General features: G+C 42.6%; 17 protein-coding genes. 5 read left to right on the top strand and 12 right to left on the bottom strand.

All coding sequences use genetic code 11. The annotated features are described in order from the left end of the window. Positions 1–101: 101 nt before the first annotated feature. On the bottom strand, positions 102–1,139 hold the full coding sequence (gene ltaE, locus C3B52_RS10770) for a low-specificity L-threonine aldolase (RefSeq protein ID WP_103106193.1): 1,038 nt from the start codon (positions 1,137–1,139) through the stop codon (positions 102–104). 115 nt (positions 1,140–1,254) lie between these two features. Between ltaE and C3B52_RS10765 the strand changes: the two genes are divergently transcribed. Continuing rightward, the gene (locus C3B52_RS10765; RefSeq protein ID WP_103106080.1) at positions 1,255–1,557 is read left to right on the top strand and encodes a HesB/IscA family protein; all 303 of its coding nucleotides are present in this window, start codon (positions 1,255–1,257) and stop codon (positions 1,555–1,557) included. A gap of 52 nt (positions 1,558–1,609) precedes the next feature. Here C3B52_RS10765 and C3B52_RS10760 read toward each other — a convergent pair whose 3' ends face one another. From C3B52_RS10760 to yneA, 4 genes are all read right to left on the bottom strand, one after another. Continuing rightward, complete coding sequence (locus tag C3B52_RS10760; RefSeq protein WP_103106079.1) at positions 1,610–3,853, bottom strand: HelD family protein; 2,244 nt, start codon at positions 3,851–3,853, stop codon at positions 1,610–1,612. Between the two features lie 42 nt (positions 3,854–3,895). Beyond that, positions 3,896–4,261 (bottom strand): fluoride efflux transporter CrcB, encoded by a 366-nt coding sequence (crcB, locus tag C3B52_RS10755; protein ID WP_103106078.1) that lies wholly within the window; start codon positions 4,259–4,261, stop codon positions 3,896–3,898. 92 nt (positions 4,262–4,353) lie between these two features. Further along, entirely contained in the window at positions 4,354–4,551 is a 198-nt protein-coding gene (locus C3B52_RS10750; RefSeq protein WP_103106077.1) for a DUF896 domain-containing protein, read from the bottom strand. Positions 4,552–4,625: 74 nt separating this feature from the next. Next, complete coding sequence (yneA, locus tag C3B52_RS10745; protein ID WP_103106076.1) at positions 4,626–4,964, bottom strand: cell division suppressor protein YneA; 339 nt, start codon at positions 4,962–4,964, stop codon at positions 4,626–4,628. Positions 4,965–5,123: 159 nt separating this feature from the next. Here yneA and lexA point away from each other — a divergent pair, with 159 nt between their 5' ends. Continuing rightward, on the top strand, positions 5,124–5,747 hold the full coding sequence (lexA, locus tag C3B52_RS10740) for a transcriptional repressor LexA (RefSeq protein ID WP_103106075.1): 624 nt from the start codon (positions 5,124–5,126) through the stop codon (positions 5,745–5,747). Between the two features lie 84 nt (positions 5,748–5,831). Here the strand turns inward: lexA and C3B52_RS10735 are convergent, their stop codons facing one another. Further along, positions 5,832–6,317 (bottom strand): DUF456 domain-containing protein, encoded by a 486-nt coding sequence (locus tag C3B52_RS10735; protein WP_103106074.1) that lies wholly within the window; start codon positions 6,315–6,317, stop codon positions 5,832–5,834. A 141-nt stretch (positions 6,318–6,458) separates the two neighbouring features. Between C3B52_RS10735 and C3B52_RS10730 the strand changes: the two genes are divergently transcribed. Beyond that, positions 6,459–7,034, top strand: coding sequence for a DUF4269 domain-containing protein (locus C3B52_RS10730; RefSeq protein WP_103106073.1), 576 nt, complete (start codon positions 6,459–6,461; stop codon positions 7,032–7,034). 48 nt (positions 7,035–7,082) lie between these two features. Here the strand turns inward: C3B52_RS10730 and C3B52_RS10725 are convergent, their stop codons facing one another. The 3 genes from C3B52_RS10725 to tatC all read right to left on the bottom strand — a co-directional run bounded on the left by C3B52_RS10725 (position 7,083) and on the right by tatC (position 9,339). Continuing rightward, positions 7,083–7,481 (bottom strand): NUDIX hydrolase, encoded by a 399-nt coding sequence (locus C3B52_RS10725; RefSeq protein WP_103106072.1) that lies wholly within the window; start codon positions 7,479–7,481, stop codon positions 7,083–7,085. 51 nt (positions 7,482–7,532) lie between these two features. Next, entirely contained in the window at positions 7,533–8,189 is a 657-nt protein-coding gene (locus C3B52_RS10720; protein WP_164684744.1) for a hypothetical protein, read from the bottom strand. Positions 8,190–8,577: 388 nt separating this feature from the next. Then, on the bottom strand, positions 8,578–9,339 hold the full coding sequence (gene tatC / locus C3B52_RS10710; protein WP_103106069.1) for a twin-arginine translocase subunit TatC: 762 nt from the start codon (positions 9,337–9,339) through the stop codon (positions 8,578–8,580). A gap of 223 nt (positions 9,340–9,562) precedes the next feature. Here tatC and C3B52_RS10705 point away from each other — a divergent pair, with 223 nt between their 5' ends. Further along, positions 9,563–9,784, top strand: coding sequence for a hypothetical protein (locus C3B52_RS10705; protein WP_103106068.1), 222 nt, complete (start codon positions 9,563–9,565; stop codon positions 9,782–9,784). 513 nt (positions 9,785–10,297) lie between these two features. Here C3B52_RS10705 and C3B52_RS36380 read toward each other — a convergent pair. From C3B52_RS36380 to C3B52_RS10695, 3 genes are all read right to left on the bottom strand, one after another. Beyond that, entirely contained in the window at positions 10,298–10,543 is a 246-nt protein-coding gene (locus tag C3B52_RS36380; RefSeq protein ID WP_164684743.1) for a hypothetical protein, read from the bottom strand. Positions 10,544–10,968: 425 nt separating this feature from the next. Further along, positions 10,969–11,256, bottom strand: coding sequence for a hemoblobin-interacting domain-containing protein (locus C3B52_RS10700; protein WP_103106067.1), 288 nt, complete (start codon positions 11,254–11,256; stop codon positions 10,969–10,971). A gap of 295 nt (positions 11,257–11,551) precedes the next feature. Further along, on the bottom strand, positions 11,552–11,860 hold the full coding sequence (locus tag C3B52_RS10695; protein ID WP_103106066.1) for a hypothetical protein: 309 nt from the start codon (positions 11,858–11,860) through the stop codon (positions 11,552–11,554). A 386-nt stretch (positions 11,861–12,246) separates the two neighbouring features. On the opposite strand from C3B52_RS10695, the gene C3B52_RS10690 reads away from it, so the two are divergent. Next, positions 12,247–13,671 carry a PQQ-dependent sugar dehydrogenase gene (locus C3B52_RS10690; RefSeq protein ID WP_103106065.1) on the top strand — a complete coding sequence of 475 codons (1,425 nt, stop codon included), beginning with the start codon at positions 12,247–12,249 and terminating at the stop codon, positions 13,669–13,671. Positions 13,672–13,678: the final 7 nt, after the last annotated feature.

Genomic DNA, 13,678 nt, shown 5'->3' with positions numbered 1-13,678 from the left:
TGCACACAAAAGCCCCTCCCTCATGAAAATGCGAGGCAGGGGCAGCATTTTGTCAAACGTTCAATCGTTGTATATGTAAAGTCTTTTCCGCTTAAAACCCCTCATCGAGGGGATGCAACTGCTTCAAGAAGGTCCTCCATGATTTCAAGCACACGCGTGATGTTCTCTTCCGTAATATGCCGGTGTGTTGTAAAGCGAATCACATATTCATCAAAGTCAACAGCTAGTACCCCTTTGCCCTCCAGACGCTTCAGGAAGTCGACAGCCGACTCGCGAATCGACTCGGTATGTACCAAAACGATGTTCGTTTCGACAGGCTCCACTTGTAGTGACAGCTTACGAAGGCCTTCTGCAAGTTGCCTCGCTCTTTCATGGTCCTCAGCGAGTCTCTCCGTCATCTGTGTCAAAGCGAGAATACCCGGAGCTGCAATATAGCCTACTTGGCGCAGCCCGCCACCGAGTTTTTTCCTCCACCATCTGGCTTCCTCAATAAAATCACGGTCTCCAGCAATGATAGAGCCAACAGGAGCACTCAAGCCTTTTGACAGACAAATCTGAACAGTGTCTGTATAGCTACATAGCGCTGTCACATCTACACCGAGTGCGACAGCGGCATTAAAGAGTCTTGCTCCATCCAGATGAACCGGAATTTGGTATTTTTGCGCTACATCATAAATACTTTTCATTTGCTCGACAGTACTTACAGCACCGCCAGCGCGATTGTGCGTATTTTCCAAACAAATCAGCTTCGTTCGCGGGAAGTGAATGTTTTTGCCGCGAATCGCTTTCTCCACGTCTTTTGCACGCATTGTCCCGCGCACACCAGGAATGGTTCGTGTCTGCACCCCAGCGAGCGCTGACATAGCTCCCCCTTCATAATAAAAAAGATGAGAGTCTGCCTCCAGAATGACTTCATCCCCATTCACACAATGCGTGAGAACAGCTACCTGGTTTCCTTGCGTACCGCTTGTAACGAAAAGGGCGGCCTCTTTGCCAAGACGCTCTGCAGCTATATTCTCTAAGCGATTGACGGTTGGATCCTCTCGATAAACATCGTCGCCTACTTCTGCTTCTGCCATCACCCTTATCATCGCTTCGGTAGGCTTGGTCACCGTATCGCTGCGTAAATCTATCTTCATGATCGTCTTTCTCCCCTTTTCTATACAGATATCAAACACTTTCAACATTGCATCTGTATTTCCCTCTTTGCTAATATGAGAGAGAGACACATACATACGTTAGGAGACTTGCCCCATGAAAGTTAAAATTACGCGCAATGCAGCGAAACAATTAACAACCATTATGGAACAAGAAGAAGACAAAGATTTGAAACTGCGCGTTTACATTACACATGCGCATGGCGATCACGCTCATTATGGACTGGCTTTGGACAAGCCAACTGATGAGGACGAAGTAATCTCCACTGACAAAGACATCGATGTAATCGTGAAAAAGGATGAGCCTCTCCTCGATGGCATTATCCTCGATTACCTGTTTCTGCCACAAGAAGGCTTCGTAATCACCAACCCTTCCAAAGGAAACACTGGTGATCACTAAAAAGTGTAATGCGACCCCCCCTGCGACTTGTATCAGCAGGGGGGGTTTTCTGTCATGCTTCTTTTTTATATAGTTCGCTTGGCAACTCTCGCAACAAAGGCAGCTCGTTACCTTGCATATGGCTCATGACCAAGCGGTGGACTGGACGAGTCATTGCTACATAGAGCAGCTTCGCATCCCATTCGTTATCCAGATACAAATCCACGTCCACAATAAAAACGACATCAAACTGCAAGCCTTTGGTCAAATACGCCGGCATCACAGTGACTCCGCCCGGAAACTGATTGTCTTTGCTACTGAGCAAGGTCAGTTCCGGAATCGCTTCCTGTAAGCTTTTAAACAATTTCTTACTAGCACCAATCGTTTTTGTCACGATTGCAATCGTTTTGAAGCCCTCAGTTGAAAATCCTTCTACTCTACTTGCGATATTTTTATGAAGCTCGCTCCGAGATGCAGGGGTGAACATGATCGGCAATTCTCCATGCCGCAGAACTGGCTTTGCGAGAACAGTTTCTGGCAATTCAATTTGACGCAATACCTCATTGGCACACTTCATGATTTCAATCGTCGAGCGGTAGCTTTGGGAAAGTGTGTAATAGGAAGGCTTTAGCTCCGTGAAAATTCCTTGGGTCAATTCTTCCCAAGCGTGGATTCCGCGATAGCTATGAATTCCCTGAGCAATATCACCCACAATAGTCAACGAATGTCGTTTGGTTGCGAGTGCAATAACGGCAACCTCCAACGCACTCAAATCTTGGGCTTCGTCTACCACTGTATGATCAAAATGCTCTGCTTTGTTCATTCCTTCGATCAAATGATGCAAGTAGAGCAGTGGTGCGATGTCCTCCGCTTCAATACGCTCCTCGAAGAATAAAGCCTCTGAGGATTCCACAATATCATGTATGATGTTATCACTAATCTCTGTCGGCACCAGCTTGCGAAGCAATTCTTCATTACTGATCATTTCCCGATACGCTTCGAAGGTCTCCAAACGCGGAAAGGAAGTCAAATATGTATCTAAAATTTGCTCCAGCATTTTTTCGAATTTCGCCAGGCCAGTCTTATCGAGATCGATTTTCTTCTCACGCAAATGTGAAAACAGCTGCTTGTTCATTTCTTGCTTGAGATGTTTTCGTAGGGCGTCCAAGCGCCGATGATACGGCATATTGGAGAAGTGTTCCAAGAAGCTTTGACGAATAAAATCACCAGGAATAGAAAATACTTGCTTCGTTTTGTTGTAAAGGAAGCTTAATTTCTTAAATGGAATTCTCGTTTCAATTACGTGATCAATATATCCTTCCAAAGCGATTCGACAAGCAAGTGAGCCTTTGAAGCGCAAACGATGCCGCGCTATCTCCTGCTGCCTCTCATCCTGCCCCTCTTCAAAAAACAGTTGCAACGGTTTATCCGGGCTAATAATTCTCCACCCTTTTGGCAAAAGCGGCTTGACTAAGCGTGCTGCCCAATCGACAAAAGTGGCTTGCTGTACATCATCTACGCCAAGCTCAGGTAAAACCTCCGATATGTAAGCCAAGAACATCCTGTTGGGTGCGAATACCATAAACTTTTTGGACATCATCGAATCCTGGTAGTTATAAATCAAATACGACAATCGATGAAGGGCGATTGTTGTTTTCCCGCTTCCTGCTACCCCTTGAACGACGAGCGGTCTGTCCTTTTCCGCACGAATGATATCATTTTGTTCTGACTGAATAGTTGCTACGATGTCTTTTAGCCTGCTATCGTTTGCTTGATTTAAGTTGGCTGCCAGAAACTCATCAATGAAGCCTTCTTGCAAAAAATCATCAGGATCTCCCATCTCACGGTTAATCGTCTCTTTCACCGCACCGTCATAGATACCTGTTATTTTTCCATCATCGATAGCAAAATTCCGTTTTAAGGTCACTTCGCCGCGGACAATTTCTCTACCCATGCGATAAAAAGCATCCTTGCTTTCACCCGAGTAGTACAAGCTGGCAATCGGTGCTCGCCAATCGACAACAACCGAATCAAACGTATCGCTCCGAACAATTCCCCGTTTTCCGATATAAACCTGATCTACCTCGTAAATCTCATCCTTCATGAAGTCGACGCGTCCAAAATATGGCTTCTCACGACCATGATCTTCAAGATAGCGAAGATCCTTGGCTTTGTTATAGTTCACGACCTGTTTTACGTAATCATCAGTCGCTTCCCGAATTTCTTCTCGTAGCTGCGTTATTTCCATCTCAATCACAGCGATTGTTTCGTCCAATTTGTTCTGTTCCTGCTCATATTCACGATGTTGGGTACTCATACCCATCCCCCCTCTCACATCATCGGTGAGTTACCAAAGTCATTATTGAAACTGCCTTGCAAGCCATATTCCAGCTGCACAAGATAATAAACCGATCACCAAGCTTACAAGAACGTAAATCATTCCTCTGAAGATTTGACCATCCCCCCAAAAAGAGACGACCTCCAGCGAAAATGTAGAAAAGGTGGTGAATCCGCCCATCACGCCAGTTGCAAATAATAAATACAGCTCTGGTGAGAGGATTCCTTTTTCTTTTCCCCAGACAGAAAGAAGTCCAATCAAAAAGGAGCCGAGAACATTGGCAAGCCATGTTCCGAGTGGTAGACCTGGCTGATTAGCCAGTAATGAGAGTCCGTAACGAAAAAGGGACCCCAACGCTCCACCAACAGCTACCGCTACCCACCCCATCAAATTTCACTCCCTCAGGCGAAACAGGCGTATGGAACAAAAAGACACCCTGGCGTCATGCAAGGATGTCTGTTGTATTCATACCTGTTATCTTACTGTTTTGGATTGTTTTCTTCAAGGTCTTCCACATAACGAATTGAATCTAGATTCGATTGTAGCGAGAGCTTCACCGCATCAATGTACTTTTGGCGAAGTGCTTTTTGTTCCAGCTTTTCTTCGTCGGATAAACCAACCTCGCGCGACTTTTTAGCCAATTCGTTAATACGTTTAATTTCTGCGTCAGATACCAATGCTGGTTCCTCCCACTCTATAGTAATGCTGCTCTATTATACCATATCACGGGTATCTCGCAAGGCGTGGAGTGCTACTCTGACACTGGAATGATGAGTGTTTGACCAGGATAAATGAGAACACCCTGCAAATCATTTGCCTTTTTAATTTCGAGGATGAGTTCGTTTACATCCATTTTCGCTTCTTCTTGGTGACGAACAGCGATACTCCAAAGACTATCACCTGATTGAACCGTCACTTCCTTACTATGAAGCTCTGCTGCCGAGCTAGAAGCAAACACCAGTTCGGTTAATAAGTAAAAAAAGAGAGCAAAAGTCGCCAAGAATAAAATAGCCTGTCCTCTGGTTATGCCGAATCGCACGCGGCGAGCTGCTTGTTCCTCAAAATGGTTATGTACGGTCATTACGTTCATCATAATCCCCCCCTGCAAACATACGTTCCTCGTTCTTGTTTTCATCATAAATGAGAACATACGTTCATGTCAACAAAATAATCGAACTTATGTTTGTCGAACGCAAGCTCCCATGGTATAATATAGGAAAACATGTTCGAGAAAATAGAGGTGTCTTATATGTCGAAATTATCCAGCAGGCAGCAAGCCATAATCGATTTTATTCGAAAAGAAGTTCGCGACAAGGGATATCCGCCTTCCGTACGAGAAATTGGCGAAGCTGTCGGACTCGCTTCCAGTTCTACCGTCCACGGGCATCTGGCACGTCTTGAAAAGAAGGGACTTATTCGCAGAGACCCTACCAAGCCTCGTGCAATCGAGCTCCTCTCCGAAGAAGATCGTTTTCAAGACAATTTTGAAGACTCCGTTGTTCGTGTGCCAGTAATCGGTAAAGTTACAGCAGGTCTGCCTATTACGGCGATCGAGGATGTAGAAGAATACTTCCCTCTGCCAGAAAACATCGTGACATCGGACAAGGTGTACATGCTTCGCATCTCCGGGAATAGCATGATCGATGCAGGTATTCTGGATGGCGATTACGTAATTGTACGTCAGCAGCATGTTGCGAATAACGGTGATATCGTCGTTGCGATGACGGAAGAGGATGAAGCGACCGTTAAGAGATTTTTCAAAGAAAAGAATCACTTCCGTCTCCAGCCAGAAAACGCGACCATGGAGCCGATCATTTTGGAGAACGTTTCCATTCTGGGTAAAGTAATTGGTGTGTACAGACTCATTCACTAAAAAAAGGGCAGCCGAGGCTGTCCTTTTTGTTTTTACAACGATTAAAGTATGCCGTTACTACCAGCCCTAGCCCTCTGCTCATCTCTACTTCGCAATGAAAAACCAAATAATCATGGCAACCTGCAGCACGACCTTGACAACGGCGCTCCCTAAAAAACCAATTAAAGAGCCAAATCCCGCTCTGATCGCTTTTTCTAGGGACTGTTTCTGTATGAGTAGTTCAACCAATACGACCAGTACAAATGGCATGATCAACATCCCGAATGGCGGAAATAAGAAGATGCCTAAAATAATTCCTATCACAGCAGCCATAGACGACCATTTGGAGCCACCGTATTTTTTTACGAAGAACATATTGGTCAGCAAATCCGCTCCATACAAAAGTACACTCAGTACGGCCATCCCCCACCAAAACGAAGCGGGTAAGCCTGCTCCAGGGTCAGCGATGAAAAAGTGATAGAGCAAAAATCCTCCCCAAAGCAGAATCGTATCCGGCAGTACAGGCAAGAAAATTCCTGCGATGCTCAAGACAAACAACGCGATGACAATAATCCAAAGAACAATATCCATTCTCTGCACTCCTCTCTGTTACATATACGAGTGACTTGCTAATTCGTTGCACTCTATCACTCACACCGTTACAATTAACTGTTGCAGCCCCACTTCCTTGAATCATTCCATTCCTTTAATTGTTGAAATGGAGGTACTCTCTTGAGAAACTGGCATGATCTGACTTATTTACGTACAGGTACTGTTCGCCAGCAGCAAGCTTGGCAAGCGATAGCCGAAACGAGAATCATGGAGCTTCTTCAACCCTACACACCTGTGCTCGCGGGTACGATTCCTTTAGACATCGATGTTTCAGGCAGTGATCTTGATATTATTTGTGAATGTCATGATCTCGATCATTTGGAATCAAAAGTACGTGCGAATTTCGGAGGGCATAAAGATTACACGGAGATGCGCCTGATCGTCTCGAACATCCAGACAAGCGTCATCTCTTTTTATGCCGCTGGCTTTTTCTTTGAAATATTCGCGCAGCCTGTTCCCGTTCTCAAGCAAAATGCTTATCGCCACATGGATATGGAAGCACGTTTATTGACAGTAGGTGGTCAGGACGCTTATCGTGAAATTCGACAATTAAAAGAGAAAGGAACGAAAACGGAACCAGCCTTTGCCCGTTATTTTCAAATACCAGGTGACGATCCGTACGAGGCTCTCTTGGACTTGGAAGCCCTTTCCGATTCTGAGTTGTTTGCGCGTTTTGGAAAAACAAAAACCTCGTAGACTTTAATCGGGTTACGAGGTTTTTAGTGCTGGTTCTTGAATGCTTACCTACATTTCCACTTCGTAATTCGCATGGTTTTCCAACAGTTCACGAACCTTGCCCAAATACGGCATCAGTTCCTCTGCCTCATCCAATGACAGCCATTTTATCTCTCGAATCTCTGAATCTGTTGTCCCTATTACTCCCCCTGTTATCTCACCTCGAAATGTAAGAAAGGTCACGTGATGATCGTTGATCACTTTTTCACTGACATGGACAATATCAAAAACATGAGCATCTAGTCCTGTTTCTTCTTTTACTTCACGAATTGCCGCATCCTTCAGCATCTCACCGTGCTCTCTCTTGCCACCTGGAAGACTCCAAAACTGTTCATTGTGCACTGCTAGGACTTTGTCTGTTTCCTGATCATAGAGTAGGACATAAACCACATCGACATGAATAAGCATTTAATCATTTCCTCTCGATTCCCAATCGGCAATGCTACGCATTTAGTCTTCTTATTCGACCATAATTTCGCCCTGCGCGTTAATAAATTCCAGCTTGCTATTCTGGCTAAATTCATCGGAGATGGCATACCACAATTTGATTTTTTTCTTAGGTAAGCTGCTGTTGACATAGAAATCAAGTGGTAAAATAGTAGCTTGCTCCTCATCCACACGAATATCTGCAATGTCGGATGAAGCAATCAAACCAAATTTTATACGATTTGAAACAGATATATGACTTTTCGCATATTGGTCTGCTTCTACTTCAGAGATTTTGCTCGATGATCCAGTGACCTGAAGTCCGTTCTTCCAACCGAACAAGCCTTTGGAAACGAAAGCAGCTGTAATTGATTCATCATTATTTAGATAAAAGAAAATGACCTCATCATTTCTTTTCGATGATACAATCACTTGCTTTACCTGATAGATCTCATCTGTTTGTTTAATGCTTGAATTCATGAGTGCATCGATTGGATGAGAATAAGAGGCTTGGTATTCAGAAATGAAAAAAGGCAGTGCACCGATCAGCAATAAGAGAGTAAGCGTGGTTCGTTTGTACTTCATTTTATATCCTCCAGTCTCTCTTAGCTGCTTTTTATTGGCTTCCCATTTTTGTAATTTTTGAAAAGGTAAATCCACCAGAGCAGAATACATGCATAGCCGATCCATACATAAAGCGACCATATTTCCATGTTCGCCAACTGTTGTATCAGGTGCTCAAATTCATTTTTCCCTTCTGGTCTCCCGATACTATTCAACAGACTAACGACAGGAACTGTAATAGCAAACATAGCAGTGAGGAGAGAAAAGCGAATCATTCTTCTGTGAAAAAGGCAACCAATCGAAGCAACAATGGTAAGCAGCAGAATCAAGTAATACGTAATCCAAAACCATGCGGGCAGCGTTACTGTGCTCAGATTGCTTCACCTTCTTAAATGGAATAACCATATTTTAACAGATAATCACGCGAGTTTCACAATCATTTCAAATGATACATGCTTTACTAGTAACAAAAAAGAAGCTGCAAAGGCAGCTCCATAATACTCCTTGCTTTCTATTACGATGTAACAGCCTGTTCTTGCTCTTGTTTTGCATCATCACTTTGTTGCTTCCGATAAATGACCTTCGATAGCCATACGCTTACCTCGTACAATAGCAACAGGGGAATCGTCACAAGTATTTCCGTTAATAGCTCAGGGGGTGTCAAAATGAAGGTAACAACCACAATACCAAAATAGGCAAAGCGGCGCATCTTCGAGAGTATTTTCGGATTTAATATACGCAACCGCGTCAGAAAGATAACAACAATCGGAAGCTCGAACAATGCTCCAATCGGAACGACCAATTGAAACATAAAATCAAAGTATGACCCGATTCCGTATTTTGTCGTAATTCCCATACTATTTGAGAGATCAGCCAAAAACTGCATCATCATCGAAAAAATAATAAAATACCCGAACAAAATTCCGATCACAAACAGCAAAAATGCTGCAGGAATAAAGTAAAGCGTCGCCCTTCGTTCTCGTGCACTTAAGCGTACAGAAACAAATCGCCATATATGATACAGAGCAACAGGCAAAGCACCTACCCCACCAACTAAAGCTGCAAACTGCATATACACCCGCAATGCATCTGATGGATGTAAGGAAATGATTGGCACGCCCTCAGCAATCGGATTGCGTTTCAAGTACTCGATGATTGGGCCAGCAATAAATAGTCCGACCCCAAATATAAGAACAAATGCGATGATTACCCAGATGATTCGGTTTCGTAGCTCTACTAGATGATTGACAACTGCTATCTGATTATTTCCCTTCATATAGAACTCCCTTGTCATTTACTCTGCGAGTTGTGTTTTCTTTCATCGACCTACCTATTTTCGTTTTGCTCCTGTCCATACTACACCGTTCGATCCGAACTGTAGAGAGTCATGGGAAAAAAAACCTATTTTCGTCACAAAATTGTGATGAGCGGTCAATTCTTCTTTTTACGTTTGAAAAATCCTCCATTTATTCAGTAGAATTACAGTAAGGAGGGGAAATATGGGGGTGTTTTTAGAGTTCTTTTTTTATTTTATTTGGCTATCTTTTACTGGTTTCCTTGACTTATATCCTCGCGCGCTTTGGAATAAGTTTGGTACTCTTTTTTACGATCGAGGAGAACCATCTAAATTTCATTTTGATATGGTACGTATTGTGTGTGCCATCTTTTTTTTCATTGCTATCATCGGCATTTTCCAGTATATTGCCCACTTCAACAAATAAATGAAATGTACTAAGTTCGAGAGTAAAGCCGTAAAAAATCCCCTAGGTTTTCTAAGGGAACAGTCTTTGGGTATTAGAATTGATTTATTCCTAAATGGTTTAGCTTATTCGTCTGCTCAACCGCTTGAAAGAGAAATGAAAAATTTGGATAAGTTCCTTATCTCCATCTACTCTGATCTCAATGAGCAATGCCTAGGGAATTTTTTACTCGAAAACTAGTATGCCACTTACTTTTTTTATTCGCAACTGGTACATTAGTCGTCACTACAATTTTTTGCCCTGCCTTATCGTAATGGTGTCAATGTCGGTGGAGTAACTTCGCTAATCTCACCTTATTCCACCGTGCAGGCAACTTTCATCTTACAATGGGCAATTTGATCATCTCATTCAACAGTAAACAAAGAATAAAAAAAACAGATTTACACGATCGCATTCCTTTTCCTCGAGATACCATAACTACCTTGGTGATAAAAATACCCTCAGGATCTCCTGAGGGCTATTGATGGATTCCCATTAAATGGACACAGAAACAACGTTCGACTCCCCGGCTCGACTTCCACCTGTAACAACTAGTTGAAAATGGTATGTCGTACCTCCTTTTAAGCCAAACACCATTGCAAGTAGAGAGTCTTTGTTTACACGCACATTCGCGGGCGACCAGTTATTTCCGCCATCAATTGACTGCATCAAAACTACGTTTGTTGCACCCTCAGCTTTACTAAAGCTGAGTACAACTGCTGATGGGGATGCTCCATCCACCTTCAAGTCTGAAATTGGGACAACGCTATTCTCGACTTATCCCTTACTATTCATAAGAGTTTCATTCGAGCCTACACCGTGCGGGCGACTTTCATCGCACACGGCGTTCCATCAACGGTAAGAAGGAAAATCACAACGGGCAACTCCATGTTAACCAAGCTTCTCTCACTGGAAACCTATCCAAAGTTAACATATTTCATTCCAGACTGGTACTTATTACTAGTCAATTGCTTTAATTTCTCCCCAGTAATTTATCTAAGAATAAGCGCAGATGATTATACGGCTAGGCGAAGCTAAATCTACATTGACTCATTTTTGATAAAATGCCAGCAGGTAACTCCTTATTTGGATGAATATTAGGAACCGAGTATCTACAAGCATTTGAATAGGAAAAAACCCCACTCTAAGAGTGAGGTCAAATCAAGTTATGGAGTTGGAAATACTGGCGGAACTGGCGGTAATGGTGGTCCTGGAAATGTAATTAGCTGATCAAATTCTACATCCGCGTATCCAGCGGCCTTAATCCTTATTTTGTTGAGTCCAAGAGGTAGGAATGATATCGTGCTAATTTTACCTGGCATTGGAGTAAAAAGCATTTGATTATAATTCGCTCCATTATCGGAACTCCACTCAACACTTTGGATTTTTAATCGCCAATCCAGATTCTCAACAAATGTAAATTCCAGTGGCATTCCCATAAAATTATCAGTCAAATCTGGCGCTACTGTTGGTGGTACCAGTGGTCCGCTATTCTCGTCTTATAACCTTTCTCTTTATCGGTTTTATAACGAGCCTACACCGTGCGGGCGATTTTCATCGCACACGGCGTTCTATCAACGGTAAAAATGATTGTTTTACAATGGGCGCTTATATCGTACCAATTCTCTCTCAGCTTGTAACCTAACTAAAGTTGGGTCGATCAACAGCTTTGATCGGTTTGAGGCTGGCTCACTGTCAGGATGAAAAAATACCCTCAAGATCTCCCGAGGGCCGTTGATGGTTGTATAGTTAATTTGCAGACCTTACAGGTACCTTAACAGAGAGGTCATTGCCTTTCTTAAGCACCTCGCCTTTTACAGTAATCGTTCCTATCTTCGCATTTCGAATTACTTTCCCGTAAAGCGTTAGAAGAATAAATTTTTCCCCAGGCTCGTACCTTATTTGCGCAATTTGCATATCTGCAAAGTCATCAGCTAAGGTGATTGAGTCCAGCTCCATCCGATCAATTAATGAGTCTGCATGTAAAGTCAGAGTAAAAATTAGTAGATGACCATAGGTAGTGTATTCGCCTTCATCTACTGTTATAGGGTCAATCATGATATCGTCATTTTGGCTATTCTCGACTTATTCCCTTCTCTTTATGAGGGTTTTCATTCGAGCCTACACCGTGCAGGCGACTTTCATCGCACACGGCGTTCCATCAACGGATAAAAAGATTTTTACAATGGGCAATTTCAAGTTAACCCAGCTGCACGAGTTGTAAACCTATCCAAAGTTAATACTTTTTACATTCAGCTTTCATAAATGTCTTTCTTCGCCAGAAAAAAACCTCGCACCAAGTAACACAAGGGTTATTACACGTTTACCTATGGACTTTAGTGGGGAAAAAGGCATCAGAAGTCGTTTACCTTGACGGGTACTTAGGGCACTGTTCTTATCATATCCTTAAAAAAGGAAACATGAGGAGGGAGTGCTATACAAAGTTGAGAAAAGTTAAGGTTAGTTTACAGCCCATTGTGAGTAAGATAAATATGCCCACTGTTTTGAAAACAGCTGTACTTCCAGGTGATTCAATTGAAAGTTTATTTGTTGTCACGCAGGTAGGAGAGATCTTTTACATACGAGACGGAGTGATTAGAACCTTTTTAGATATTAGCCCGCGAATCATAAAATTAGGTATCTCTAGTGGTGGATATGATGAACGGGGGTTGCTAGGGCTGGCGTTTCATCCTTATTTTTATTATAACGGTCTTTTCTATCTTCATTTTTCAGTAGTTGGTACACAAGGTCCAGGTGCTCTTCCAGGTGCTTTTGAATCTTTTAAGCCTAATCCGTGTGATTCTAAAACCTTAAACCTGAAGTGGATAAATAGAGAAATTCAATACGATCATATTGATACAGTTGAAGAATGGATTCTACAATCGAATGGCCAACTTCAAAAGCGGCGGACAATACTGAACGTAAGAAGACCATTTTTAAATCATAACGGTGTCAATAGCTTAAACTTTTCACCTGAAACAGGAAAACTTGTTTTAACAACCGGAGATGGTGGATCAGGCTACGATCCATTTAATTTAAGTCAGAACGATATGGAAATCGCCGGAAAAATTATTGAAATTGATGTAGCTAAGAATACATTTATTAATAATCCACCTGTAGTCACACGTTTTGATGAGCTTCCCGCACCTATTCAGGAGACGCTTACGGTAATTGCCAAAGGGGTTCGTAATATTCCAGGCATTTCATTTCAAAGGTTCTATAATCAGTATATGAAATATGTGGGGATAGTCGGACAGGATCTGGTAGAGTCGATTTTTGCATTTATTCACTATATTCCTATACCGGTTCCCCAGCTTGTTCAAGCGTCTTTAATCAATTCTGAACCTGACCAAGAAGGATTCATTAACTTCGGTTGGCGAGGATGGGAAGGTACTTTTCCTACTTCGATAATGAGGAGCTGCCCTGCAAATCCAACTTTGGATGAGAAAACAATCGCTTATTACGATGAAGCAATAAAAACTTCAGTAAGGTATCCTCTGCCTTTAACGAGTTATTTTCATAAAGATCCAAGGCCCGATAAATTTGGCGGAACTGCGCTTACTGGAGTCCAGCCCTATATGGGGAATGGAATACCCGATTTAACAGGAAGTGTTGTGTTTACTGATCTTGCCAGGAATGAAGGATCTCACCCTCCAATTAGAGGGGTTTTAGCTTATACCAGGGTACAAACAGATTGTAAACAAAATGATTTTAGTGTCATTGAAACCGACTATAATTTTGGATCTCGATCAGCTTATTATGTTAGTTTGGGAACGAATCAGGATCAAACCAAACTATATTTAGGGGTCTATGGATCTACGAAGGTGGCTGATTTTAACCAAGGTACCGTTTTTGAAATTGTCCAGTAACTCATAA

This window comes from Brevibacillus reuszeri (assembly GCF_002897295.1).
Classification (GTDB): domain Bacteria; phylum Bacillota; class Bacilli; order Brevibacillales; family Brevibacillaceae; genus Brevibacillus; species Brevibacillus reuszeri_A.
This window is presented reverse-complemented; position numbering and strand designations above follow the sequence as displayed.

Coding starts and splice junctions, on each gene's coding strand:
- C3B52_RS10705 (WP_103106068.1), top strand. CDS start 9,563: ATGGGGGTGTTTTTAGAGTTCTTTTTTTATTTTATTTGGCTATCTTTT.
- lexA (WP_103106075.1), top strand. CDS start 5,124: ATGTCGAAATTATCCAGCAGGCAGCAAGCCATAATCGATTTTATTCGA.
- C3B52_RS10765 (WP_103106080.1), top strand. CDS start 1,255: ATGAAAGTTAAAATTACGCGCAATGCAGCGAAACAATTAACAACCATT.
- C3B52_RS10725 (WP_103106072.1), bottom strand. CDS start 7,481: ATGCTTATTCATGTCGATGTGGTTTATGTCCTACTCTATGATCAGGAA.
- yneA (WP_103106076.1), bottom strand. CDS start 4,964: ATGAACGTAATGACCGTACATAACCATTTTGAGGAACAAGCAGCTCGC.
- ltaE (WP_103106193.1), bottom strand. CDS start 1,139: ATGAAGATAGATTTACGCAGCGATACGGTGACCAAGCCTACCGAAGCG.
- C3B52_RS10735 (WP_103106074.1), bottom strand. CDS start 6,317: ATGGATATTGTTCTTTGGATTATTGTCATCGCGTTGTTTGTCTTGAGC.
- C3B52_RS10760 (WP_103106079.1), bottom strand. CDS start 3,853: ATGAGTACCCAACATCGTGAATATGAGCAGGAACAGAACAAATTGGAC.
- crcB (WP_103106078.1), bottom strand. CDS start 4,261: ATGGGGTGGGTAGCGGTAGCTGTTGGTGGAGCGTTGGGGTCCCTTTTT.
- C3B52_RS10695 (WP_103106066.1), bottom strand. CDS start 11,860: ATGATTGACCCTATAACAGTAGATGAAGGCGAATACACTACCTATGGT.
- tatC (WP_103106069.1), bottom strand. CDS start 9,339: ATGAAGGGAAATAATCAGATAGCAGTTGTCAATCATCTAGTAGAGCTA.
- C3B52_RS10720 (WP_164684744.1), bottom strand. CDS start 8,189: ATGGATCGGCTATGCATGTATTCTGCTCTGGTGGATTTACCTTTTCAA.